A 25,222-nucleotide genomic window follows, 5' to 3' on the forward strand; every position below is an offset into this window, starting at 1 on the left:
ATGCTGTAAAGAGTGGAATGCGTGTGAGCTGCGCCACCGTGGATGCCGAATCCGGTTGTGCCGAGAGACGCACCAGTAAACGCGATACAGGCGAACTTCTGGCCGTAGAGGTGATGGCGACGTCGATCCGAAGTGAAGGCGCGGATCGTCGCGGGTGCGGATGTGGGCCGCGCGAACCTCGCGCTCGCGTCCCGAACCGGTCGGAGTGGGCTCGGCCGAATCGAGGGCAGCGCGAGGGGTTACCCCATTCGGGGCGGGACCAAGCGGCCCGGATCTGCTGGGATCAGGCCGAGAGTACGAGCTCGGCGGCGACGGAAGTGTGGTATCGAGCCCAGATCACGTCGACCAGCGCGGAGTGTGCTCCGATCACGTCGGCATGCACGACCTCGGGCGCGGCCGCGACCAGCCGGTCGGTGAGCAGCCCCGGCGCCAGAAACCACGGCGCGACGACGATGCGTTCGGCTCCGCGGGCGCGCAGCTGATCCACCGCCAGATCGACACTGGGTTCGACTGTCGCGAAGCACATTTCAGTAGGGCAGCCGGTCACCGCCGCCAGTCGTCGAGATACCACCGCGGTCCGCCGATTGGCCGCGGCGTCGCGCGAACCGACCGCGGCGACGGCGATTCCGACCGGAGCATCACTCAACGGATCTGTTGTGGCAGCGAGCGCACCCGGAAAGGCTGGGACCAGGGTGGGGAGCAGGGGGAGGTGGCACGAGAGTGCGACTCGGTCGGCCACCGCGGCGATGAGCAGCGGATCGGGGCCGAGTACCGCCGCCTGGGTGAGTTGCAGCCGGGGATGACGGCGGCCTGCCTCGGCCAGTAGAGCCGGAAGGTCGACCCGCGCGTGAAAAGCGTTGCCCAGCAGGAGCGGAACGACGATCACGTCGGTGTGCCCCTGGGTGGCGAGGTCGTCGACCACCTCGTCCACCGAGGGCGTGCTGAGATCCAGAAAAGCCAGCCGGACCGGGATGTCGGGCCGGGCAGCGGCAACGTCGGCGACCACGGCCGCCATGGTCGCCGCCGAACGCGGATCGCGGCTGCCATGGGCAACCGCGATCAACGCGGGCCCGCCCGCGCCGCGCGGCACCGCAACGGCACCACGCGGCGGAGCGGGCAGGCGATACATCAGACCGCGGTACCGACCTCGACCGAGGTCAGCACGTCGCCGACCAGGCCGGCCGCGAGCGTGTTGCCACCGGCGGGGTCGATCAGCAGGAACGACCCGGTGTGCCGGTTGGTGCGGTAGTCGTCGGCCGGGATCGGCTCGGCCAAGCGCAGCGAGACGCGACCGATGTCGTTGAGCTCCAACGACTCCGGGCCGGCCTGTGCGGTGAGCGTCTGCTCGTCGAACCGCTCCACGAGCGCGCCGACGATGGCCTGGGTGGTCTTGGCGCCGTGCTTGAGCAGCAGCCGGGCGCCGGGACGCAGACCCTTGTCGCCGAGCCAGCACACGGTCGCGTCGAAGGTGTCGATCGATTCCGGCGCGTCGTGCACCGAGGCGATGATGTCGCCGCGTGAGATGTCGACCTCGTCGGCCAGGATCAGCGTCACGCTGCGCCCGACCTGCGCCACGGCCAGTTCGCCGTCCGGGGTGTCGATGCGCTCGACGGTGGTCTTCTTACCCGAGGGCAGTACCACGATCTCGTCGCCGGGTGACACCGAACCGGCCGCGATCTGACCCGCGTAACCCCGGTAGTCGGGGTATTCGGCCGTGCGCGGACGGATCACGTACTGCACCGGGAAACGCAGACCCAGCGCGTGCGTACCAGTCGAATCAGCGTCCACCGGAACGGACTCCAGGTGCTCGATCAGCGACGGGCCGTTGTAGTACGGGGTGTTCTCGGAGCGGCTGGCGATGTTGTCGCCGTGCAGCGCCGAGACCGGGATCTCGATGACGTCCTCGGTGGCCCAGCCCAGCTTCGAGGTGAGCTCGTTGAACTCGGCGGAGATCTCGGCGAACACCTCGGCCGGGTTGTCGACGAGGTCGATCTTGTTCACCGCGAGCACCAGACGCGGCACACCGAGCAGTGCCAGCACGGCCGCATGGCGACGGGTCTGCTCGATGACGCCCTTGCGTGCGTCGGTCAGCAGGATCACCAGCTGCGCCGTGGACGCGCCCGACACCGTGTTGCGGGTGTACTGCACGTGCCCCGGCGTATCGGCCAGCACGAAAGACCGCTTGGGCGTGGCGAAGTAGCGGTACGCCACGTCGATGGTGATGCCCTGCTCACGCTCGGCGCGCAGGCCGTCGACGAGCAGCGACAGGTCCGGCGTGGACAGTCCACGGTCGACCGAGGCGCGGGTGACCGCGTCGATCTGATCGGCCAGCACGGACTTCGTGTCGTAGAGCAGCCGTCCGACCAGCGTGGACTTGCCATCGTCGACAGAACCGGCGGTGGCCAGCCTCAATAGGTCGGACATCAGAAATAACCCTCTCGCTTGCGGTCTTCCATGGCGGCTTCGGACACACGGTCGTCGCCGCGCGTAGCGCCACGTTCGGTCAGTCGTGACGCCGCGACCTCGGCCAGGATGGCCTGGTTGTCGGCGGCGTCGGAGATGATGGCGCCGGTGGTGGAGCCGTCGCCGACGGTGCGGTAGCGCACCGAACGGGTCTCGAGGACCTCGTTCTCGTTCGGGCCGCCCCACACGCCGGGCGTCATCCACATGCCGTCACGGGAGTACACCGGACGCTCGTGCGCGTAGTAGATCGACGCCAGGTCGATGTCCTCGCGGGCGATGTAGCGCCAGATATCGAGCTCGGTCCAGTTGCTCAGCGGGAACACACGCACGTGCTCACCCGGCGCGTGCTTGCCGTTGTAGAGGTTCCACAGCTCGGGGCGCTGACGCTTCGGATCCCACTGCCCGAAGGCGTTGCGCAGCGAGAAGATCCGCTCCTTGGCGCGCGAGCGCTCCTCGTCGCGACGACCGCCGCCGAAGACCGCGTCGAAGCGGTGCTCGGTGATGGCGTCGAGCAGCGGCACGGTCTGCAACGGGTTGCGGATACCGTCGGGACGCTCGGTCAGGCGGCCGTCGGCCAGGTACTCCTCGACCGAGGCCACGTGCAGGCGAAGGCCGTAGCGCTCGACCACTTTGTCGCGGAACTCGAGCACCTCGTCGAGGTTGTGGCCGGTGTCCACGTGCAGCAGCGTGAACGGCAGCGGCGCGGGCCAGAAGGCCTTGAGCGCCAGGTGCAGCAGGACGGTGGAGTCCTTGCCGCCGGAGAACAGGATCACGGGACGCTCGAATTCGCCCGCGACCTCACGTAAGATGTGGATCGCCTCGGATTCCAGCGCCGCGAGGGTGTCGAACTCGGACAGGCCGAGTTCGCGTTCGGTGGTGTTGGTACTCACAGGCTCACTCCCAGTGGTGGTGATGGTCATGATTGGTGCAATCCGCATTCGGTCTTGGCGATACCGGCCCAGCGGCCGCTGCGCGGATCGGACCCCGGCTCGGGCTTGCGCGTGCACGGCGCGCAGCCGATGGACGGGTAACCCTCCTCCACCAGGGGATTGACGAGAATGCCGTTGGCCTCGATGTAGGCCTGCATCTCGTCGTCGGACCACGGTGCGATCGGGTTGATCTTCACCAGGCCGAAGGCTTCGTCGAACGAGATCAGTGGCGCGTTGGCGCGGGTGGGCGCCTCGACGCGGCGGATGCCGGTGATCCACGCGTTGTAGCCGCTCAGCGACTTCTTCAGCGGGACCACCTTGCGCAGCCGGCAGCATTCGGCGGCGTCGCGGGCGAACAGATCCTTGCCGAGCAGTTCGTCCTGCTCGGTGACGCTCGCCTCGGGGCGCACGTTCACCACATTCACCCCGTACACGGCCTCGACCGCGTCGCGGGTGCCGATGGTCTCGGCGAAGTGGTAGCCGGTGTCGAGGAACAGCACGTCCACACCGGGGCGGGTCTGCGCGGCCAGGTGGACCAGCACACCGTCCTGCATGTTCGAGGCGACGATGTAGCCGTTCCCGAAGTTGCGGTCGGTCCAGGCGATCAGGTCGGCGGGCGAGGCGTCGGGGCCCAGCTCCGCCGCACCCTGCTCGGCGAGCGCGCGCAATTCGGCTTCGGACAGTTTGGCCGCGAGATTCGTTGTCACAGTGGGGATCTCCTCATCGACTATCGGAGGTCGGCCTCGTCGGCGCGCACAGCCCACACCGCGAAGCGTTCCCCGGATTCCCGGTTCTTGACGAAGTTGCGGACGACGCGATCGATGTAGTCACCGAGCTCGACGCTGGTCACCTTGTGCTGACGCAACTTCCGGCCGAACGCGCTGTCCAGACCGAGGCTGCCACCGAGATGAACCTGGAAACCCTCCACCTGATTCCCGGTGCCGTCGTCGACGAGCTGGCCCTTGAAGCCGATGTCGGCGATCTGGGACCGGCCGCACGAGTTCGGGCACCCGTTGATGTTGATGGTGATCGGCACGTCGAGTTCGGCGTTGATGTCGGCCAGGCGCTGCTCGAGTTCGGGTGCGAGCACCTGCGAACGCTTGCGGGTCTCGACGAAGGACAGCTTGCAGAACTCGATGCCGCTGCAGGCGAGGAGGTTTCGACGCCAGACCGAGGGGCGGGCCTGCAGGCCGAGCGGTTCGAGTTCGTCGATCAGCGCGTCGACCTGGTCGTCGGGGATGTCGAGGACGATCAGCTTCTGGTACGGGGTGAAGCGGATGCGATCCGAGCCGTACTTCTCGGCGGCGTCGGCGACCTTGCTCAGGATGGTGCCCGAGACGCGACCGGCGATGGGGGAGAAGCCGACGGAGTTCAGGCCGTTGCGCAGCTTCTGGACACCGACGTGGTCGATGGGCTTGGCCGGCTGCACGGGTGCGGGGCCGTCGATGAGCTTGCGCTTCAGGTACTCGTCCTCGAGTACCTGACGGAACTTCTCGATGCCCCAGTCCTTGATCAGGAACTTCAGGCGGGCCTTGGTACGCAGGCGCCGGTAGCCGTAGTCGCGGTAGAGCGAGACGACCGCTTCCCACACGTCGGGGACCTCTTCGAGGGGCACGAAAGCGCCGACGCGCTGCGCCAGCATCGGGTTGGTGGACAGACCGCCGCCGACCCAGAGATCGAGGCCGGGGCCGTGCTCGGGGTGGTTCACGCCGACGAAGGCGATGTCGTTGATCTCGTGCACCACGTCCTGCTGGCCCGAGATCGCGGTCTTGAACTTGCGGGGAAGGTTCGAGTACTCCTTCTTCCCGATGTAGCGCTTGACGATCTCGTCGATCGCCCAGGTGGGGTCGATGATCTCGTCGAGCGACTCGCCCGCGAGCGGCGAACCGAGGACCACGCGCGGGCAGTCGCCGCACGCCTCGGTGGTGTGCAGACCGACCGACTCGAGCCGGCGCCAGATCTCCGGGACGTTCTCGACCTCGATCCAGTGGTACTGGACGTTCTCGCGGTCGGACAGGTCGGCGGTGTCGCGGCCGAACTCGGTGGAGATCTGGCCGACCGTGCGCAGCTGGGCGGCGGAAAGCGCACCGCCGTCGCACCGCACCCGCATCATGAAGTACTTGGCTTCGAGCAGGTCGATATTGTCGTCGTCGGTGAAGGTGCCGTCGTAGCCCTCTTCACGCTGGGTGTAGAGACCCCACCAGCGGAAACGGCCACGCAGGTCGGCTTTGTCGATCGAGTCGAAGCCGCCCTTGGCGTAGATGTTCTCGATGCGCGAACGCACGTTGAGCGGATTATCGTCCTTCTTGGACTGCTCGTTCGGGTTCAGCGGCTCGCGGTAGCCGAGGGCCCACTGGCCTTCGGACCGGCGGCGGACCGGCTTGCCGGTGCGGGCGCGCGGTGCGACCGGGGCATCGGTGCTCGGGCGGGCCGGGCGCTGGGCAGCTGAACGCTCAGTGCGGGCCTGCGCCGTCGACTGTTCGGTCGAACCGGCGTCGGTGCTCGACGTCATGGGTGGTCGCTCCTGCGGGGGTGTTGGGACATCCGTGCTGAAGGCGCGAGGGGCTGGCTCGCGTCAGGCGGTCAGCGGGCCGATGAAAGTCGAAGGCACCGGGGGGATACCCGGGCGTGGACGCCGCTGCGCTACCGGTGGAAACCGGGCCGACAACAGGCGCTGCAGACACGCTGGAAGTCGACGTGGCGACGGGCCACGAGTCGTACTCCAGTTGCGTGCATGTGGCTATTGTGCCACGTCAGCCTGGTCGTTCCGACCGCAAGGAGATATTTCCCGCACTTTTGGGGGAAATTCCCTGGACGGCCGTCCTGTTCTGTGACGGGGGTCATAGGCCGCCGCCCGGAACCGGGCTGTGATACCCCGCGCGGGCATGTGTGCGGTGCCGCACAGCGCGGTTGACCTGGATCGCACTCGAGGTTGCACAGTAGTGCCATGAGCAATGACGCCACTGCCGCCGGTCAGACCCCCGCCGATCTCGACACCGAACTCGCGGCCATTCGCGCCGTCGTCGACACCATCGCGCACGCCCAGGCCAACGAACTGGCCGAGGAGTTCGTCGCCGTCTTCCGGGAAGACGCGATCTGGACCACCGGTCACGGCAAGCGGCTGTTCGGGCGCCCGGCCATCGCCGAGTTCACGGCGCAGGTGCTGCCAGGGGCCACGACGCACGGCACCGCGACCTACGAGGTCGAGCACGTGCTGTTCCTGCGGCCCGATGTCGCCGCCGTCAAGATCCGCCAGAGTTACTTCACCCTCGACGGCGAGTTGTCCGGGCAGGGCACGCCGATGTACGTGATGACCAAGGAAGACGGCGCCTGGGTGCTCACCGCCAACCAGAACACGCCCGTCGTGACGGACTGACGTGCGAGGGGCCGGGCGGGGCGCGCTACCAGGGCCCGGCAGACTGGAGGGGTGACTACCAGCGCTGCTTCCGGGGTTCCCGGCGTGACACCGGCCGATGCCGATCGGCCGGTGCTGCGCGATTTCGGGAGCGGCGCGTTCGGGGTGTACGTGCACGTGCCCTTCTGCGCCACGCGCTGCGGGTACTGCGACTTCAACACCTATACGGCGGGGGAGCTGGGTACTTCGGCGTCGCCGCAGTCGTGGCTGGAGGCGTTGCGCGGCGAGCTCGCGACCGCCGCGGCCGAGTTCGGTGCCCTGCCGAGCGCGACGCCCGCGGTGTCGACGATCTTCGTCGGCGGCGGGACACCGTCGCTGCTCGGTGGTGACGGGCTGGCGTCGGTTCTCGATGCCGTGCGGGCGAACTTCACCCTGGCCGCCGACGCCGAGGTGACCACCGAATCCAACCCGGAATCCACCTCGCCCGAGTTCTTCGAGCGGCTCCGCGTGGCGGGCTACACCCGGATCTCGCTCGGCATGCAGTCCGCCGCACAGCACGTGCTGAAGGTGCTCGATCGCACACATACACCGGGCCGCGCGGTCGCCGCGGCGAAAGAGGCGCGCGCGGCCGGGTTCGACCACGTGAACCTCGATCTGATCTACGGCACCCCGGGCGAGACCGATGCCGATCTGGACCTGAGTCTGGACGCGGTGCTGGCCGCCGGTGTCGATCATGTCTCCGCCTACTCCCTGATCGTCGAGGACGGAACCGCGCTGGCACGCAAGGTCCGCCGTGGTGAACTGCCCGCACCCGACGACGATGTCCTCGCCGCCCGCTACGAACGCATCGATGCTCGCCTCGCCGACGCCGGTCTGACGTGGTACGAGGTCTCCAATTGGGCCGCGAGCGATGCCGCCCGCTGTCAGCACAACCTGGGCTACTGGGACGGTGGCGACTGGCTCGGCGCCGGCCCCGGCGCGCACAGCCATGTCGGCGGCGTTCGCTGGTGGAACGTCAAGCACCCCGCCCGCTACGCCGACCGTGTCGCCCTGGGCGGTCTCCCCGCCGCGGGCTGGGAGGCCCTCACCGACGACGAGCGCTACACCGAACACCTCATGCTCACCGTCCGCCTCCGGACCGGCCTGCCTCTCGCGGATCTAGCCCCCTCGGCAAGCTCGGCTCTCGACCGCATTCTGGCCGACGGCCTGGCCCGCGTCACCGGCGACAATCTGGTCCTCACCGACCGTGGCCGCCTCCTCGCCGACGGCATCGTCCGCGACCTCCTCACCTGACCGCGCGAGGGGGCGCGGGAGCCGTTCTCGGCTGATCGACGGGCTGCTGAACCAGTCGAAGAATCGCGCGAGTGGTGATGTCATCGTGATCTGAATTTCGAGATTTCTCAGGCTTGGGATCGCATCCAAAGATTGCCCGGTCATCCTGGTGTAATCCACCAATGCACACCTGGCGAGAGGCCTCGAACAGCGGGGTGCTCTAAGGGTATGTTCGGTGGGTTCGGGGTGGAAGATAACGATTAGGGGCGTAGGCTTCGGCTCGATCCTAGGGAGTTATATGTCCACCGAACGGCACATCACCCTCGTCCACGAGCAGAGCGAATTCGCTGAAGCGCGCTCCGCGGAGAAGGCGGAGAACGCTCGTCAATGCGCGGTCGCCGCGCGGACGGTCGCTTCGCACTCGAACGACGCCGAAGATTGCACGTCGCTGCTGGCGATGTTGGGTCTCGACGCCCTCGCGGGCAAGCAGGTCGGCGCCCCCGACTCCGCCGCTCGCTGCGGCGCTGCTGCCCGAGTCTGATCCGGCACCGGCCGCCCGAATCGGGCGGCCACTGCCGACGCCTTCGCCGACGCGCTGACATCGCCGTCAGCCCCGAGTCGCCGTTGAGCGTTGCTCGACCGGCGAGAAGTCATCGCCACCACCGATCACCCCACCGGCTATCGCCGGTCGTGGCGCACCGAGTAGTTCCGCGGTGTTCGCGAGCGTGATCAAGTACTCCGGCAGTCCGCGCACGGCGTCGACGCCCGGCGCGGGCGCCGTCGGCGGTCCTCCTCCGCAATGGAAGTAGCGATCGACCGACCTGGTTGTGGCGTGCCCCGACGGCGGGTTGACGCCGATAGCCGGGCCTGTCGATCCGGGAACGCTGTGCCCGATACCCGGCCTCGACACATCGTGCTGGCCGGGCGGTCGATACCGCGGTGCCCTACCCCATGTCCGGTCATCGCCTCCGCTCGTGCTGACGCTCGGACCCATACGCTCAGCCGCTGAGCCTGCAGCGGGAACACGGCCCGCCGAAACCACCCCGGGGTCGACAGCCGCCGCGGAAGTCCCCGCGGGCGCTGTGAGTAACCCCGCGCCGACAGGTGCCGTCAACGCAGCCGCACCGCTCGGCGGTGCCGCGCCAGTGACACCCGACGACGCCGAGGTCACCGTCGTAGCGTTGCCTGGGCGTGCCGATCGGTCATCGGATTCCACCGATCTGCCGTCGACCAGTTCGTGACCGTCGATCGGCACTCCTGTGCCGCGACCATCACTCCTCACCTTCTCCGAGTCGCCGATCGCCACCTGCTGGGCCGAACTCTCCCCGGACGCGGCGGACAAGTTCTGCCCGCCAACTGCGGAAACCTCGACCGGCGACAGCTTGCGCAGCTCGCCTCGCGATTGCCCCACGGTGCCGATCAGTAATTGCCGATCGCTCAGCTCGCCGGAGTCGAACGACCGAAGTGGCATGGGCAGCACCGGAATGCGAGCGACCAACTCCGCGATCGGCAACACGTATCGCTGCCGCATCGCCGCCCGCGCATCCTCCTCCGCGGCCGAAGCCGCACCGTGCGCCGATGCTGAGCCCATGGCGTGTACCGCCCCACTCGCCGACCATGCCGCGGCGCCGATCTCCTCGGCAACGGGTGACCCGACCGCGTACTTGGTCGCCACGATCGCCTCGGCAGCCGCTCGAACCACGTCCGGCAAACCCTCCAGCGCGACAGTCAGATCGTGCGCTCGGGCGACATAGTCGTCGACCGCGGATCCGGCTGCGGCGGCACCCACGCCCGACCAAGCCGACGCCAGCGACCCATCCACTGCGTGCCGGAATGCGCGTAGACCCTCGTCCCACCACCGCGCGATCTGCTCGAACCTGTCCGCTTGCGCCCATGCGTCGGTCACCTCGAGCGCCCCGAATGCCGCGACGATCTCTCGATGTCGCCAACAATGCGTGTTCTCCCCGCCGCCGGGAACACCCGATTTCGTGACGTCGCTCGAATAGTCCGGATATGTGTTCTCGCCGCGAATACCGCTCGGCTCGGGGCCTGTCACGCTGACACCGAAGAAATATGTTGTCCCGCAGAGGGTTCCGGCATCCGAAGTCGATCAGCCCACGCTTCGTCAGCAACCACCATCAGATCGCGCGCAGCCCGGAAAGATTGCCGAATATCGGCCACGATCTGTGAATGCGCGTCCAATACGGCAGTGACGCTGTTCTCGTTCGCCGCCGCGAGGGAACGCAATCGCGCGACCAATGTGCGACCGGATACCAACCGCGCTTCTCCCTCGCCGAGCCCCCAGCGCTCCTGATCGCCGATTTCCACGGCAAGTGCCCGTATCCGCGCGATCGCGCGGAGAAATTCCACACACGCACCGTCGATCCGGGCGAACTCCGCCGGCCGCACCGCGACCGCGCTCGAACCGACTTGCCCCGCTTCGCCGACCCCACCCGGATACACCACAGTTCCCTCCCCGTGCACTCTGTAGTCAGCTGAAAACAGCTGGTAGGCCCCCTGATTCAGTCCGAAATCTACGCCCGCTGCCCGAGCCCGGCAACCCGCGAAACCACAACTGTGGATAACTCGGGTCTGTGGATAACCCTGGCGTGGGGCTCGACCGAGCCGACAAGCCGAACACCGCCCCCGACGCCGGATATCCCCGCATGACGGTTCGATGCCGGACAGCCGTGCGATCCAGGCATCGGCAACAAGACAATTAGACTGGACAACAAGACGCTGCGAGCGTCGGCGTGCGACCCTGTGCGAACGCAGCACGGGTAGGCGTGACGTACCAGGCACGAGCGAGGAAGGTGGGGTCGATGGCGTCGAGTACCGAGGATCGACGTTTCGAGGTCCTGCGAGCGATCGTCGCGGACTACGTCGCCACCAAGGAACCGATCGGCTCCAAGTCCCTCGTGGAACGGCATCACCTCGGCGTTTCCAGCGCCACCATCCGCAACGACATGGCGGTGCTGGAGGCCGAGGGCTACATCACGCAGCCGCACACGAGCTCGGGCCGCATCCCCACCGACAAGGGCTATCGCGAGTTCGTCGACCGGATCGCCGAGGTGAAACCCCTCTCGGGCGCCGAACGCCGGGCGATCATGGAATTCCTCGAATCCGGGGTCGACCTCGACGACGTTCTGCGCCGCGGCGTGCGCCTGCTGGCCCAGCTCACCCGCCAGGTCGCTGTGGTGCAGTACCCCACCGTCTCGGCCTCGATCGTGCGCCACATCGAGGTCGTCGCGCTCAATCCGGCCCGGCTGTTACTCGTGGTGATCACCGACACCGGCCGCGTCGACCAGCGCATCGTCGACCTGGGCGCGGTGATCTCCGACGAGGACCTGGCCGCCGTGCGCGGCCTGCTCGGCGGGGCTATGGACGGCAAGCTGCTGTCGGTGGCGAGTGCGTCGGTGGCCGGTGTGCCCGAACGCGCACCGGCAAAGATCCGCGACGTGCTGGTCCGGGTCTCGACCGTCCTGGTGGAGACGCTGGTCGAGCACCCCGAAGAACGCCTGGTCCTCGGCGGCACGGCCAATCTCACCCGCAATGTCGCCGATTTCGGCTTCCCCGGCTCCCTGCGCACCGTGCTGGAAGCCCTGGAAGAACAGGTCATCGTGCTCAAATTGCTCGCCGCCGCCCAGCAGCCGGGCCAGGTGATGGTGCAGATCGGCGAGGAGACCCAGGTCGAGCAGATGCGCGGCACCTCCGTCGTCTCCACCGGTTACGGTGCGGCGGGCGCTGTGCTCGGCGGTATGGGTGTGCTCGGCCCGACCCGCATGGACTACCCCGGCACCATGGCATCCGTCGCGACGGTCGCCCGCTACATCGGCGAGGTGCTCGCCGAAAGGTGAAGCCAGCTCGGGATCCACGACAACCGGACTGTTAAGGTCGATACTTCGGCCGGTAAAGTTGAGTGGATTCGACTAAAGGATGCGCCCGGCGCTCGGCCGGCCCACACCGACCAAGGACTAGAGAACTCACGTGGCACGGGATTACTACGGACTGCTCGGCGTCGGCAAGAACGCCACCGACCAGGAGCTCAAGCGCGCTTACCGCAAGCTGGCCCGCGAACTGCACCCCGATGTGAACCCGGACGAGGGCGCGCAGGCCCGCTTCAAGGACGTCTCCACCGCCTACGAGGTGCTGACCGACCCCGAGAAGCGCCGGATCGTCGACCTCGGCGGTGACCCGCTCGAAAACGGCGGCGGCGGAGCAGGATTCAACGGTGCGGGCTTCGGCGGCCTCGGCGACGTCTTCGAGGCGTTCTTCGGCGGGATGAGCGGCCAGGGCGGTGGTCAGCGCAAGCCGCGCGGCCGCGTCCAGCCCGGCGCCGACTCGCTGATCCGCACTCGGCTGAGCCTGGCCGAATGCGCGGTCGGCGTCACCAAGCATCTGACCGTCGACACCGCGATCCTCTGCGATGTCTGCGTGGGCTCGGGCACCAACGGCAACTCCAAGCCGGTGCGCTGTGAGACCTGCGACGGTGCGGGCGAGGTGCAGTCGGTGCAGCGCTCGTTCCTCGGCCAGGTGCTCACCTCGCGGCCCTGCCCCACCTGTCGTGGCGCGGGCGAGACCATCCCCGACCCCTGCAACAAGTGCGGTGGCGACGGTCGTGTGCGCGCCCGTCGCGAGATCGCGGCGCCCATCCCGGCCGGTGTCGCCAGCGGCATGCGGGTTCGCCTCGCGGCGCAGGGCGAGGTGGGCCCCGGCGGCGGCCATGCCGGTGACCTCTACGTCGAGGTGGTCGAGCAGCCGCACGACACCTTCGTGCGCGACGGCGACGACCTGCACTGCACCGTCCGGGTGCCGATGGTCGACGCGATCCTCGGGACCACCGTGGTCGTCGACACCATCCTCGACGGCCCCACCGAACTCACCATCGCGGCGGGCACCCAGCCCGGCGAGGTCATCCAGCTGCGGGCGCACGGCATGCCGCGCCTGCGTTCGGGTGCGCGCGGCGACCTGCTCGCCCACCTCGACATCGTCGTGCCGAACAAGCTCGACGGCAGGCAGACCGATCTGTTGCGCAAGTTCAAGGGCATGCGGGACAAGGATCGCGCCGAGGTGATGTCGACCCAGTCCGAGCACAACAGCGGCCTGTTCGCCCGGCTGCGCGCGTCGTTCAGCGGGCGCTGAGCCCGTGGCCGCGACGGTCTTCTACCTCGACGAGGTCCCCGAGCCGGGCGCTGTCGCAGTGCTGGACGGCCCCGAAGGCCGCCATGCCGCGACCGTGCGCCGGATCAAGGTCGGCGAACCGATCACCCTGTCCGATGGGCACGGTGTGCTGGCCGACTCGGAAGTCGTTGCGGCCCAGAAGGACCGGCTCGAACTGGCAGTCCGTGACCGTCGGATCGCCGCGCCGCCCACCCCGGCGGTGACCGTGGTGCAGGCGCTGCCCAAGTCGGATCGCTCCGAGCTGGCCGTGGAATTGATGACCGAGGCCGGCGCGGACCTGATCGTCCCGTGGCAGGCTGCGCGCTGCGTCGCGAACTGGGAAGCCAAGGCCGCCAAGGGCATCGAGAAGTGGCGTGCGGCGGCGAAGTCCGCGGCCCGCCAATCCCGTCGCGCCTACATTCCCGAGATCGCCGCCCTGCACCGCACCCGCGACCTGGTGGAACTGGTGCGAAAAGCCAAGGCGGACGGCGCGATCGTCGCGGCCCTGCACGAATCCGGCGCGGGTAGATTCACCGAACTGCCGCTGGCCGCGGCGAGCGAAGTGGTGCTGATCGTCGGCCCCGAAGGCGGCCTCGACGACGCCGAGCTGGCCGCGCTCGCGGAGGTGGGAGCCGACATCGTGCTCCTCGGCCCGACCGTGCTGCGCACCTCCACCGCGGCGGCCGTCGCGCTCGGCGCGCTGGGGGCGTTGACCTCGCGCTGGTGAGGCAGGAGTGGACCGTCCGGAACCGGGTATTTCACGGGGACGCGAACGGCATAGCACGGGCGCATTTTTATCCACTGTGCGGTGTCAGTGCTCGGCGGTAAACTGATCTCATCGAACACCAGGTCGAAACCGGAAGCAGGCTGTAGCCACTTTTGAAGAACTCAGGCGAGATCGGCAACCCCACCAACCCCGTATCAGACATCGGCGCAGGCGGTAACAATGCTGGTCCCGCCGCGCGGACCGTGCGTTCCAGCATCGAGCTCGCTCCGGAGTCGGTTTTCGGTTTCCTCGGCTCGGCCGACCAGAACCTGCGGCAGCTGGAGAAACTCCTCCCGGCCGACATCCATGTCCGCGGCAACACCGTCACCATCACCGGTAAGGCAGGCGATGTGGCGCTGGCCGAGCGGGTCATCGAGCAGCTCGTGGCGCTGACCGGCCGCAACCGGGTGATCACGCCCGAGGCGGTTCGCCACACCATCTCGATGCTCACCGACGAGGGCGTGTCCGAATCGCCCGCCGAGGTGCTGAGCCTGGATATCCTGTCGCGGCGTGGCAAGATCATCCGCCCCAAGACGCTGAACCAGAAGCGCTATGTCGACGCGATCGATGACAACACGATCGTGTTCGGCATCGGCCCCGCGGGCACCGGTAAGACCTACCTGGCCATGGCCAAGGCGGTGCAGGCCCTGCAGTCCAAGCAGGTCACCCGCATCATCCTGACCAGGCCCGCGGTCGAGGCGGGTGAACGGCTCGGCTTCCTGCCCGGCACCCTCAACGACAAGATCGACCCGTACCTGCGCCCGCTCTACGACGCCCTGCACGACATGATGGACCCCGAAGCCATTCCGAAGCTGATGGCCTCCGGTGTCATCGAGGTCGCGCCGCTGGCGTACATGCGTGGTCGCAGCCTCAACGATTCGTTCATCATTCTCGACGAGGCGCAGAACACCACGGCCGAGCAGATGAAGATGTTCCTCACCCGCCTCGGCTTCGGTTCGCGGATGGTGGTCACCGGCGACATCTCGCAGGTCGACCTGCCCAACGGTCAGCGCTCGGGCCTGCGTGCGGCCGCGGAGATCCTCACCGATATCGACGACATCCACTTCTCGGAGCTCACCAGCGCCGACGTGGTCCGTCACCGACTGGTCTCCGACATCGTCGACGCCTACGACCGCTTCGAATCCGAGACCCGCGCGGTGCCGGGCCCGCACTACCCGGGCAATCGCGCCCAGCGCAGGGCCGCGGGTCGCAGCGACCGGCGCTGAGGTGCGCCACGCTGGCCCGATGCCGCTCCCGGCGGCGTCGGGCCAGCACCGTACCCTGAACAGGTGAGCATCGAGATCGCCAACGAATCGGGCATGGACGTTCCCGAAGAAGACCTGGTCAGCGTCGCGCGTTTCGTGATCGGCCGGATGGACGTCCATCCTGCCGCCGAACTGTCGATGGTGCTCGTCGATCTCGACACCATGGCCGACCTGCACGTGCGCTGGATGGACCTGCCCGGCCCCACCGACGTGATGTCGTTCCCGATGGACGAACTCGAGCCCGGCGGTCGTCCCGACAGCCCGGAGCCCGGCCCGTCCATGCTCGGTGACATCGTGCTGTGCCCGGAGTTCGCGATGGGTCAGGCGCAGAAGGCAGACCATTCGCTCGATCACGAGCTGGCCCTGCTCACCGTGCACGGCGTGCTCCACCTGCTCGGCTACGACCATGCCGAGCCGGAAGAGGAGAAGGAGATGTTCGCGCTGCAGGCTCAGCTGCTCGAGGAGTGGTACGTGAGCCTGCGCGAGGAGCAGCGCCGCGCCGAGCTGGCCGAGCGTGACGACCGTCTACTCGGCAAGGCAGGTTTCACCGCACCCGGTGAAGGCCCCGCGTGACAGCACTGACCCTGATCCCGCTGGCAATCGTGTTGATCGGTATCGGCGGGGTGTTCGCGGGCGTGGACTCGGCACTGAACACGGTGTCACGGGCCAGGCTCGACGACATGGTCCGCGAGGAGCGCCCCGGCGCCGCACGACTGCGCAAGATCGTCGACGACCGTCCGCGCTATGTGAATCTCGTTGTCCTGCTGCGTATCCTGTGCGAGATCACTGCCACGGTGCTGCTGGCGGCGGCGACGCTCGACCTGTGGAACGAGAGCACGGCGCTGCTGGTCACCGCCGCGCTGATGGTTGTTGTCTCCTACGTCGTGATCGGCGTCGGTCCGCGTACCCTCGGCCGTCAGCACGCCTACTCGATCGCGTTGGCCGCCGCCGTGCCGCTGCAGATCATCGGCGCGGTGCTCAGCCCGGTCAGCCGCCTGCTGATTCTGCTTGGCAACGCGATCACCCCCGGTAAGGGATTTCGCAACGGCCCCTTCGCTTCCGAGATCGAGCTGCGCGAGGTGGTCGACATGGCCCGCGAGCGCGGCGTGGTGGCCGACGATGAACGCCGGATGATCCAGTCGGTCTTCGAGCTCGGCGACACTCCGGCTCGCGCGGTGATGGTGCCGCGCACCGAGATGGTGTGGATCGAGGACGACAAGACCGCCGCCCAGGCGATGTCACTGGCGGTGCGATCGGGCCATTCCCGGATTCCGGTGATCGGCGAGAACGTCGACGACATCCGCGGCGTGGTCTACCTGAAAGACCTTGTGCCCTACGCCGATCGCGCCCGCAAGGTGTCGGTGGGCGATGTCATGCGGCCCGCGAACTTCGTCCCCGATTCCAAGCCGCTCGACGAACTGCTCGACGAGATGCAGCGCCGCCGCAATCACATGGCGCTGCTGGTCGACGAGTACGGCGGTATCGCGGGCCTGGTGACCATCGAGGACGTGCTCGAGGAGATCGTCGGTGAGATCGCCGACGAATACGACACCGACGAAACCCCGCCCGTGGAGGACCTCGGCGACGGGCGCTACCGCGTCTCGTCGCGGCTGTCGGTGGAAGACCTGGGGGAGCTGTACGGCCTCGACATCGAGGACGACGACGTGGACACGGTGGGCGGGCTGCTCGCTCACGAGCTGGGCCGCGTTCCGCTGCCCGGCTCCAAGGTGACCGTCTACGGGCTGGTGCTGCGCGGCGAGGGTGGCGCCGACGCGCGCGGGCGCATGCGAGTCAACACCGTGCTGGTGCGCCGGGCCGCGGACAAGGCCGACAAGGCGGAGAAGAAGACCGACAAGCCTCGCAAGGGCACGACCGACGAGGCAACCGCCGACACCGACACGGTGCGCGTGCCCGACGACAACGGAGAACACCATGAGTGAACTGAACGCAGAGGACAACAAACTGCTGGTACTGGCGCGTGGCGCGCTGGGCCGCACCGGGGGTGCGAGCGGCGCCGCGGTGCGCGATACCGATGGCCGCACCTACGCCGCGGGCGAGGTCGGGCTGACCGCGCTGCGCCTGACCGCGTTGCAGGCCGCCGTGGCCGCCGCGATCTCGAGCGGCGCCGAGGGGTTCGAGGCGGCGGTCGTCGTCGGGGGTGACGCCGAGGACGCGGGCATCGACGCCGTGCGCGAGGTCTCGCCGTCGGCTTCGGTGATCCGCACCGACCGCACCGGTGCCGTGCTGAGCGAGGTGCACGGTGGCTGACTCCGGCAAGGAATTCCGTTCCGGCTTCGTCTGTTTCGTCGGCCGCCCCAACACCGGCAAGTCGACGCTCACCAACGCCCTGGTCGGCACCAAGATCGCGATCACCTCCTCGCGCCCGCAGACCACCCGCCACACCATCCGCGGCATCGTGCACCGTGAGAACGCCCAGCTGATCCTGGTCGACACCCCCGGCCTGCACCGTCCGCGCACCCTGCTCGGCCAGCGTCTCAACGACCTGGTCCGCGACACCTATTCCGAGGTCGACCTGATCGCGTTGTGCATCCCGGCCGACGAGAAGATCGGCCCCGGTGACCGCTGGATCGTCGAGCAGATCAGGATGATGGCGCCCAAGACCAAGATCCTCGGCGTGGTCACCAAGATCGACAAGGTGGGTCGCGACGAGATCGCCCACCAGTTGATGGCGCTGTCGAAGCTGCTCGGCCCCGAAGCTGAGGTCGTTCCGGTCTCGGCCGTGAAGGGCGAACAGGTCGAGGTGCTCGTCGACGTGATCGCCTCGCAGATGCAAGAGGGTCCGGCGTTCTATCCCGACGGGGAGATCACCGACGAGCCGGAGGAAACCCTCATGGCCGAGCTGATCCGCGAGGCCGCTCTGGAAGGCGTGCGCGACGAACTGCCGCACTCGCTGGCCGTGGTGATCGAGGACATCGAGCCGTACGAGGCGAACGAGGACATGCTCGAAGTGCATGCCCTGCTGTACGTCGAACGGCCGAGTCAGAAGGCGATCATCATCGGTAAGAACGGCGCCCGACTCAAGGAGGTCGGCACCAATGCCCGCAAGCAGATCGAGCACATTCTGGGCACCCGCATCTACCTGAACCTGCACGTGAAGGTCGCCAAGGATTGGCAGCGCGATCCGAAACAGCTGGGGAAGCTGGGCTTTTGACCGTTTGACTGTCGGCGGTTCGGGGTATCGTTCGGCGAACATGCCGGTTCGTTCGGCGTGCGTCGCTGATCGTCCGGGGAGGCCGTGGAAGTGCCCGATGCCAATGATGTCGGCAAGCTGCTGGAGCTGTTGCGGGCGCTCGAGATTCCCGACGCCCGCCCGCGCGTGCTGCGCACATTGGTCCACGGGCGGCGCGCGCTGCCGCGGCCGATCATCGAAGTCGTCGGCGTTGCCGGGCACACCGCGCTGGTCGGCGAAATCTACAGTTGGCTCAGCGAATCCGGGGGCAGGCGGGCGACGCCGCGCGTCAAGATCGACCTGCACGCGCCCGACCTGCCGCGCACGCTGCTCACCCCCGACCTCAACGCGATCGACGCGGGTCCGCACGCCAATGACCAGGAGATCCCCGGCCACTGCCTGCCGATCGTCCAGCAGCTGGTGGCGGGTTTCGCCGCCGACGACACCGCGATGGGCGCGATCAAGTTCCCGCGCTACCGCACCGCCGACTGGCTGACCCGCCAGCGGGTGACTTCCGACGAATCCGAGGCACCCGACGAGCTGCGTCGCAGACTGCCCAAACTGCTGCGTAGCGGTTCACCGACGAGCCGTTCCGACACCGCCGAAGGTGTTGCGGGCGACACGATTTCGCGAGTGGTCTTCGGTGTGCTGGCGCTGTGGCCGGTGCTGCGGTTGTGGCTGTGGGTGTCGGGGCGCATTCCCGGCATGTCGAAGGTGACGCGGTGGTTCCTGCACCAGCGCTACCTGGCGCCTGAATTGTCGGGCAGCTTCCTCGGTTTCGCGTCCCGGCTCACCGCGTCACATCGGGTCGACGAGAACGAGGAGCAGGTTGCCAAGCTCCTCGTGCACGCGTTTCTCGAGGACCTGCGCGATGCCTACCGACGCCGGATCTGGCGCCCGTCGAGCTGGCGGCGCACCGCGTATCCGGTGGCGTTGCTCGGTGGTCTGGCCGAGGGCAGCGACGGTGCGCGCATCCTCACCTGGATCAACGAAATCAGGAACGAGACCGGCCTTTTCGATCCGCTGGTCGTGGTGGCGCTGCGCGACGAAGGGCCCAGCCGTGAGGTCGGCGAGCTCTCGCACATCAGCGACCTCCGCCCGCTGCGCACCCTGGAAAGTCTCGCCGACGCGCCGACCCCGCAACCGCCCGATCCACTGCAGGAGTGGGTGCGCGAGATCGACAACCGGCGCACCCATCGTCAGGCCGACGCCTGGTTCCTCCCGTTGCGCGCGATCCTGCCGCCCGACACGACCCCGCGCGTCAGCGATGGCCGATTTCGCGGTCTCGCACTGCCGCCGGCGCCGCCGCTCGCCGCGCGCAGCTGGTTCGTGGGTCTGTGTGTGCTGATCCCGATCGTGCTGGCCGTGGCCGCGACCCTGGTCTACTTCCCACCGCTGCGTGGCGCCGAATGCTCGCACTGGCCGTGGACCGACGGTGTCTCGGTGAGTTTGCGCGACGGTGAATGCGTCGGCTACAGCGACAACCCCCGCCAGACCTTCGCCGATGATCCCGAGCTGTCGGCGATGCAGCGAGAAGTGTTCCGGCTCAATGTCGCCGCGGCCGACGCGCGCGCGAACAACCCGAACAGACCCTTGATCTCGCTGGTGTACTTCGCCGGCCTCAGCTACGTCGACACCAATGTGCGCTACCCGCACGCCCAGGTCGAGGAGCTGGCCGGACTGGCGGTGCAGCAGCGTCGCGCATTGCTGGCCTCCGATGAATCGGAACCGTTGCTGCGCATCATCATCGCCAACGGCGGCTCCGATATGCGCCAGGCCGGGTGGGTGGTCGACAATCCGCTGCGCGAGCTCGTGGCCGACGATCCCAGCGTGCTCGGTGTGGTGGGAATCGATCGCAGCAACGACGAAACCCGCAAGGCCATCACGCGTCTCGGTGAACTCGGGGTGCCCGCGGTGGCCACGACTTTGTCCGCCGATGGTCTGGAGCAGGCATCGCCGCTGTATTTCCAAGCGGCACCGAGCAATACCGTGCAGGCCCGTCTGGTCGCCGACTATGTGCAGGGTGCCCGTGACCTCAACGGCGCATCGCGCTACGACAAGGTGGCGATCTATCACCCCGAGGCCGCCGGTGATCTGTACGTGACCACCCTGGTGGAAGATCTGCAGAAGGAGCTCACCAAACGCGGTGTGGCCCAACAGAGTATGAGCTGGCGCGAACAGCAGCAGCTCTACCGTTTCCCCGCACCGTGCGAGACCGCCGGATTCGACCGTCGCACCCTGCTGTTCTTCGCGGGCCGCAACGACGACTTCCCGACCTTCGCCAAATCGGTGAGTCGTGGCTGCCTCAGCGGCGCGGGCCCGGCGATCCTCGGCAACGACGCGGTGACCAGGCTGATCACTGATCCGAAGGCCACCGCCGCGCTTCCCGCCAACCTCACCGTGCGCTATGTGTCCAAGGCCTCGCCGGTCATGCTCGGCGGCGCCGATTGTGTCGGCGGCATCGGCAAGCTCGGCGACCAGCCGGTGCCGTTCGAACACGAGCAGCTGTGTACCGAACTGGCGGGGTTGATCGGGGACCTCCGTGGCTATCCCGACCTCACCGACTACCGGCCCACCTGGGCGGGTGACCGTACCGGTCTGGCCTTCGACGTGAGCGGCCTGTTCGTTCAAGCTGTGCGCAACAGCCGTGGCGTGCTGGCCGACCTCCCGCCGAACCGAACCGCCATCGCGGTCCAGCTGCGCGAGTCCGACTATCGCGGCGTCACCGGCACTCTCGGTTTCTCGACCAGCCGTGTCGCCGACGGCTCGTCGATCGCGGTGCTGGTCACCACCGCGGTCGGCGGCGCGGGACCACAGCGCTGCCTGATGATGTTTCCCCGGCAGACCGGCCAGGACGGTTGCCCGTCGGGTACCAAGAGCGACCTCGAAGGGTGGACGGAACCGGGCCGATAGGAACGGTCACCACCACTGCGCGGGGCGGTGACGTTCCCAGTGCAGTTCCGATTCCAGCTGGGCCGCAAGCGAGATCAGCAGTGGTTCGCTGTCCGCGGTGCCCATCAGTTGCGCACCGATCGGCAGTCCGGCGTCGGTGAAGCCGGCGGGCACGTTCACGCTCGGCCAGCCGAGCACGTTCCACGGCCAGGTGTACGGGCACGCGGCGGTGATCAGATTGTTCGTCGCACCGAAGCCGATGCCATCGATCTCCTCCACCTGCGGGGGAGGGGTCGCGGTGGTCGGCGCCAGCACCAGGTCGTAGTCGTCGAAGAACGAGCCGATGCGCTTGTGCAGCAGGGGTTCCGCGAGACGCGCGGCGGTGAGTGCGGGTCCGCTGAGCACGCGCCCGATGCGCGCATTGGTGGTGGTCCTCGGGTCGACGACCGCGCCCGGCATGTCCCGGTGCACCCGGCTGATCCCCGCCAGTGATCGTGGCAGGAAGGACGCGCCGATCATCAACCCGTAGTGCAGGTCTGTCACGGTGACGGTATGGCCGAGCGTGCGCAGGGTGGCGGCCAGCGCGTGCACGGCGGCCGCGATCTGTGGATCGAGCGCGGTGGTGGTCGCGGTGTACGGAATGCTCAGGGAGAGCGCAATTCTGAGCTTGCCGGGATCGCGCCCGACGGCCGCGCTCGCCTCGATGGGCGCGGGCTTGTGCCGGTCGCCCTCGTGCGGTCCGGCGGCGATGTCGAGCAGCAGCGCCGCGTCCCGCACAGTGCGCGCGAGCGGTCCGTTGACGGTGAGCCCGTTGAACGCCTCCGCCAGCGGCCAGGTGGAGATGCGCCCTCGCTGCGGCTTGATCCCGATCAGGTTGGTCCACGAGGCCGGGATACGCACCGACCCCGCGCCGTCGGAACCCAGCGCGGCGGGGACCAATCCGGCCGCGACCGCCGCCGCGGACCCGCCCGATGACCCACCCGGCGTGCGCGTGCGATCCCACGGATTGCGGGTGTGGCCGAACGCGTCACCGCTGGTGAACGGCAGCTGTCCCAGCTCGCAGGTATTGGCCTTGCCGACGATCACCGCACCCGCCGCGCGCAACCGGCGCACCGATTCGGCGTCCGCGGATTTCGGCGTGAACTCCCCACCACACCCGAAGGCGGTGACTTCGCCGCTGATGTCGGTGTCGTCCTTGACCGCGATCGGCACACCCAGCAGCGGCAGCCGCACACCCGCCGCCAACCTCGCGTCCGCCTCGGCCGCCTCCCGCAGCGCGGCGTCGCGACGGACGACCCGGAACGCGTTGAGCGACGGCTGCGACGCCTCGATCCGGTCGAGCGCGTCGGCGACGGCGACGACCGAGGAAATACTGCCGTCGGCCACGGCCGAGGACAGCTCGGTGAGGCCGAGATCGGCCGAGGAATTCGGCGCGATGTGGTCGGGCGCGGACATGTGAGCTCCGTCTCTGCAGGTGCGTGGCTCGACCGTAACGCGAACCTGGTCACCCGTCCACATCCCCTAGGGTGGGTATAGACATACATACGGGATGTATGTAACAGTGGACGTGCCCAGCATTCGACCAGGGGAGGACCCCATGGGAATCAGCTCAGCACTCGGCCCGGCACGCGAGATCGCCCTGTCATCCGGCCGCATCCGCTACCACGACACCGGCTCCGGATCGCCGGTCGTCTTCGTCCACGGACTGCTCGTCAACGCCGATATCTGGCGCGGGGTCGTGCCCGGTCTGGCCGCCGCAGGCCACCGCTGCCTCACGCCCGACTGGCCGCTCGGATCCCACACCATCCCGATGCCCGACGCCGATCTCAGTCCCACCGGCATCGCGGACCTGATCGCCGAGTTCCTCGACGCGCTCGACCTCACCGATGTCACGATCGTCGCCAACGACACCGGTGGTGCGCTCACCCAGATCCTGATGACCCGCCGACCGGAACGGATCGGCCGCGTCGTCCTGGCCGCCGTCGACTGCTACGAAGTGTTCCCGCCGCAGCCCTTCGCGGGCTTGCTGAAGCTGGCGAAGATTCCCGGCGTGATCCGGCCGCTGCTGGCGCCGATGCGCTTCGGGTTCATGCAGCGCCTGCCACTCGGATTCGGGCTGGTCACCAAACATGAACTGCCGCAAGAGATCGCGCAGTCCTATTTGGGGTCTGCCCGGCGCAACGCCGCCATCCGCGATGATCTGCGCCGCTTCGCCGCCGGTGTCGACAATCGATGCACCGTGGCCGCCGCCGAACGCTTCGGCACGGTCGATGTGCCGGTGCTGGTGGTCTGGTCGACCGAGGACAAACTGTTCCCGATGGCGCTGGCCGAACGGCTGGCCGCCGATCTCCCGCGGGCGAGCCTGCGCACCCTCGACAATTCCTACACTTTCATCCCCGAGGACCGGCCGGAGTTGCTCACCGAACTGATCGTGGAGTTCACTCGGCTGCATGCAGCGCCGTAGTCAGGAGGATCGCTCCCGGGTCACCCGAGCCGCGCTCGAGCAGGCAGGCCGTCGCCTGTTCGCCGAGCGCGGCTTCGCCGGTACGTCGGCCGAGCAGTTGGTGGCCGCCGCCGGTGTCACCCGCGGCGCCCTGCACCACCACTACGGCGACAAGCGCGGACTGTTCCTCGCGGTCCTCGAACAGGTCGAGACCGAGGCCACCGAGGAGATCGCGAGCGCTGTCGCCGCTGTCGACCGCGCCGACATCATCGGTGGCATGACCGCGGGTCTGGCGCGTTTTCTCGACATCTGCGCTCGCCCGGAAATGCTGCGCATCGTGTTGATGGACGCCCCGACCGTCCTCGGCTGGCCCGCTTTCCGCGAATTCGAAGCTCGCCACGGACTCGGCCTCATCACCGACGAACTGCAACGTGCCACCGACGCGGGCCTGATCCCGGTCGCCCCCGTTCCGGTACTCGCGCAACTCCTGCTCAGCGCCATCACCGAAGCCTCGCTCATCGTCGCCCACGCCGATGACCCCGACCGTGCTCGCATCGAAACCCAGCAATCGCTGCTGCTCCTCATCGCCGGTCTGCTCCAGTCCTGATCCGTGTCCGTGACCGCGGTGTCGGGCGCACATGGAAGACTGGGCGCGTGCGGTTGTATCGGGATGAGGCGGTAGTGGTTCGCCAGCACAAGCTGGGCGAGGCCGATCGCATCGTCACGCTCCTGACCAGGCAACACGGGCTCGTCCGGGCGGTGGCGAAGGGGGTGCGGCGCACCAAATCGAAGTTCGGGGCGCGGCTCGAGCCGTTCTCCTACATCGATGTGCAGTTGCACCCCGGGCGCACGCTCGACATCGTCACCCAGGTCATCACCGTGGAGGCGTTCGCCGCCGACATCATCGACGACTACGGCCGCTACACCACCGCGTGCGCGATCCTCGAAACCGCCGAGCGTCTCGCGGGTGAAGAACGCGCACCCGCCCCGAAACTGCACGTACTCACCGCGGGTGCCCTGCGCGCGATCGCCGCCAAACAGCGACCCCACGAACTGATCCTGGACGCGTACCTGTTGCGCGCCATGGGTTTCGCCGGGTGGGCGCCCGCGCTCGACGAATGCGCCCGCTGCGCGACCCCCGGCCCGCACCGCGCCTTCCATGTGGCAGCGGGCGGCGCGGTCTGTGTGCACTGTCGTCCGCCGGGCGCGAGCACCCCCATCACCGGCGTACTCGATCTGCTCGTCGCGCTGTTGAAGGGGGAGTGGGCCTACATCGACGGCGTGCCCGACAACGTCCGCCGCCAGGCCAGCGGTCTCGTCGCCGCACACCTGCAGTGGCATTTGGAACGCCAGCTGCGCACGCTGCCGCTGATCGAGCGATCCCGCATCGATCCCGCGGACCGGTCCGACGCCGCGGTCGTGGGCCGGGTCGGCTGAGCGAACGCTCGAACCCTGGAGCCCGTGCAGCCCGTGCCCGGCGATCAGGC

The 25,222-nt window shown here is 68.2% G+C and carries 23 protein-coding genes; 15 read left to right on the forward strand and 8 right to left on the reverse strand.

Annotated features, from left to right (window positions below; genetic code table 11):
- Positions 1-283 precede the first annotated feature (283 nt).
- The 5 genes from ACWFRF_RS24855 to ACWFRF_RS24875 are packed head-to-tail and all read right to left on the reverse strand — an operon-like array spanning position 284 to position 5,904.
- The gene (locus ACWFRF_RS24855; protein WP_452452469.1) at positions 284-1,129 is read right to left on the reverse strand and encodes a sirohydrochlorin chelatase; all 846 of its coding nucleotides are present in this window, start codon (positions 1,127-1,129) and stop codon (positions 284-286) included.
- Positions 1,129-2,424: a sulfate adenylyltransferase subunit 1 gene (locus ACWFRF_RS24860; protein ID WP_378993844.1), complete on the reverse strand. Its 1,296-nt coding sequence runs from the start codon at positions 2,422-2,424 to the stop codon at positions 1,129-1,131. The genes ACWFRF_RS24855 and ACWFRF_RS24860 overlap by 1 nt, the downstream gene beginning before the upstream one ends.
- Positions 2,424-3,401 (reverse strand): sulfate adenylyltransferase subunit CysD, encoded by a 978-nt coding sequence (gene cysD, locus ACWFRF_RS24865; RefSeq protein ID WP_452452471.1) that lies wholly within the window; start codon positions 3,399-3,401, stop codon positions 2,424-2,426. Before cysD ends, ACWFRF_RS24860 begins: the two co-directional genes overlap by 1 nt.
- A complete protein-coding gene (locus ACWFRF_RS24870; RefSeq protein ID WP_379311915.1) occupies positions 3,380-4,099 on the reverse strand; it encodes a phosphoadenylyl-sulfate reductase in 720 nt (239 codons plus the stop codon). Before ACWFRF_RS24870 ends, cysD begins: the two co-directional genes overlap by 22 nt.
- A gap of 20 nt (positions 4,100-4,119) precedes the next feature.
- Entirely contained in the window at positions 4,120-5,904 is a 1,785-nt protein-coding gene (locus tag ACWFRF_RS24875) for a nitrite/sulfite reductase (protein ID WP_379311914.1), read from the reverse strand.
- A gap of 435 nt (positions 5,905-6,339) precedes the next feature.
- On the opposite strand from ACWFRF_RS24875, the gene ACWFRF_RS24880 reads away from it, so the two are divergent.
- The 3 genes from ACWFRF_RS24880 (at position 6,340) to ACWFRF_RS24890 (ending at position 8,560) form a co-directional block, all read left to right on the forward strand.
- Entirely contained in the window at positions 6,340-6,768 is a 429-nt protein-coding gene (locus tag ACWFRF_RS24880) for an SgcJ/EcaC family oxidoreductase (RefSeq protein WP_452452475.1), read from the forward strand.
- 51 nt (positions 6,769-6,819) lie between these two features.
- Positions 6,820-8,040 carry a radical SAM family heme chaperone HemW gene (hemW, locus tag ACWFRF_RS24885; RefSeq protein WP_452452477.1) on the forward strand — a complete coding sequence of 407 codons (1,221 nt, stop codon included), beginning with the start codon at positions 6,820-6,822 and terminating at the stop codon, positions 8,038-8,040.
- 277 nt (positions 8,041-8,317) lie between these two features.
- Positions 8,318-8,560, forward strand: coding sequence for a hypothetical protein (locus tag ACWFRF_RS24890; protein WP_067456243.1), 243 nt, complete (start codon positions 8,318-8,320; stop codon positions 8,558-8,560).
- Between the two features lie 66 nt (positions 8,561-8,626).
- Here the strand turns inward: ACWFRF_RS24890 and ACWFRF_RS24895 are convergent, their stop codons facing one another.
- Together ACWFRF_RS24895 and ACWFRF_RS24900 are read right to left on the reverse strand one after the other, a co-directional pair.
- Entirely contained in the window at positions 8,627-9,925 is a 1,299-nt protein-coding gene (locus ACWFRF_RS24895) for a hypothetical protein (RefSeq protein ID WP_452452478.1), read from the reverse strand.
- A gap of 146 nt (positions 9,926-10,071) precedes the next feature.
- Positions 10,072-10,485, reverse strand: a complete 414-nt coding sequence (locus ACWFRF_RS24900) for a hypothetical protein (RefSeq protein WP_378993856.1) — start codon at positions 10,483-10,485, stop codon at positions 10,072-10,074.
- 356 nt (positions 10,486-10,841) lie between these two features.
- On the opposite strand from ACWFRF_RS24900, the gene hrcA reads away from it, so the two are divergent.
- From hrcA to ACWFRF_RS24945, 9 genes are all read left to right on the forward strand, one after another.
- Positions 10,842-11,876 carry a heat-inducible transcriptional repressor HrcA gene (hrcA, locus tag ACWFRF_RS24905; RefSeq protein WP_378637503.1) on the forward strand — a complete coding sequence of 345 codons (1,035 nt, stop codon included), beginning with the start codon at positions 10,842-10,844 and terminating at the stop codon, positions 11,874-11,876.
- Between the two features lie 130 nt (positions 11,877-12,006).
- Positions 12,007-13,161, forward strand: coding sequence for a molecular chaperone DnaJ (dnaJ, locus tag ACWFRF_RS24910; protein ID WP_378993858.1), 1,155 nt, complete (start codon positions 12,007-12,009; stop codon positions 13,159-13,161).
- A gap of 4 nt (positions 13,162-13,165) precedes the next feature.
- Positions 13,166-13,906, forward strand: a complete 741-nt coding sequence (locus ACWFRF_RS24915; protein WP_452452481.1) for a 16S rRNA (uracil(1498)-N(3))-methyltransferase — start codon at positions 13,166-13,168, stop codon at positions 13,904-13,906.
- Positions 13,907-14,106: 200 nt separating this feature from the next.
- A complete protein-coding gene (locus tag ACWFRF_RS24920; RefSeq protein WP_378637749.1) occupies positions 14,107-15,171 on the forward strand; it encodes a PhoH family protein in 1,065 nt (354 codons plus the stop codon).
- Between the two features lie 63 nt (positions 15,172-15,234).
- Positions 15,235-15,783 (forward strand): rRNA maturation RNase YbeY, encoded by a 549-nt coding sequence (gene ybeY / locus ACWFRF_RS24925; protein WP_364410399.1) that lies wholly within the window; start codon positions 15,235-15,237, stop codon positions 15,781-15,783.
- On the forward strand, positions 15,780-17,150 hold the full coding sequence (locus ACWFRF_RS24930) for a hemolysin family protein (protein ID WP_379313931.1): 1,371 nt from the start codon (positions 15,780-15,782) through the stop codon (positions 17,148-17,150). Before ybeY ends, ACWFRF_RS24930 begins: the two co-directional genes overlap by 4 nt.
- Positions 17,143-17,478 carry a cytidine/deoxycytidylate deaminase family protein gene (locus ACWFRF_RS24935; RefSeq protein WP_378993864.1) on the forward strand — a complete coding sequence of 112 codons (336 nt, stop codon included), beginning with the start codon at positions 17,143-17,145 and terminating at the stop codon, positions 17,476-17,478. The genes ACWFRF_RS24930 and ACWFRF_RS24935 overlap by 8 nt, the downstream gene beginning before the upstream one ends.
- Positions 17,471-18,382, forward strand: a complete 912-nt coding sequence (gene era / locus ACWFRF_RS24940; protein WP_358112172.1) for a GTPase Era — start codon at positions 17,471-17,473, stop codon at positions 18,380-18,382. Before ACWFRF_RS24935 ends, era begins: the two co-directional genes overlap by 8 nt.
- 90 nt (positions 18,383-18,472) lie before the next feature.
- A complete protein-coding gene (locus ACWFRF_RS24945) occupies positions 18,473-21,313 on the forward strand; it encodes an ABC transporter substrate-binding protein (protein ID WP_387447760.1) in 2,841 nt (946 codons plus the stop codon).
- Positions 21,314-21,319: 6 nt separating this feature from the next.
- Here ACWFRF_RS24945 and ACWFRF_RS24950 read toward each other — a convergent pair whose 3' ends face one another.
- The gene (locus tag ACWFRF_RS24950) at positions 21,320-22,747 is read right to left on the reverse strand and encodes an amidase (RefSeq protein WP_379315302.1); all 1,428 of its coding nucleotides are present in this window, start codon (positions 22,745-22,747) and stop codon (positions 21,320-21,322) included.
- Positions 22,748-22,889: 142 nt separating this feature from the next.
- Here ACWFRF_RS24950 and ACWFRF_RS24955 point away from each other — a divergent pair, with 142 nt between their 5' ends.
- The 3 genes from ACWFRF_RS24955 to recO are packed head-to-tail and all read left to right on the forward strand — an operon-like array spanning position 22,890 to position 25,172.
- Positions 22,890-23,756, forward strand: coding sequence for an alpha/beta fold hydrolase (locus ACWFRF_RS24955; RefSeq protein WP_452452484.1), 867 nt, complete (start codon positions 22,890-22,892; stop codon positions 23,754-23,756).
- Complete coding sequence (locus ACWFRF_RS24960; protein ID WP_378993872.1) at positions 23,743-24,342, forward strand: TetR/AcrR family transcriptional regulator; 600 nt, start codon at positions 23,743-23,745, stop codon at positions 24,340-24,342. The genes ACWFRF_RS24955 and ACWFRF_RS24960 overlap by 14 nt, the downstream gene beginning before the upstream one ends.
- 47 nt (positions 24,343-24,389) lie before the next feature.
- Positions 24,390-25,172 carry a DNA repair protein RecO gene (recO, locus tag ACWFRF_RS24965; RefSeq protein WP_452452486.1) on the forward strand — a complete coding sequence of 261 codons (783 nt, stop codon included), beginning with the start codon at positions 24,390-24,392 and terminating at the stop codon, positions 25,170-25,172.
- Positions 25,173-25,222: the final 50 nt, after the last annotated feature.

It is taken from the genome of Nocardia sp. NPDC055165 (genome assembly GCF_053606985.1).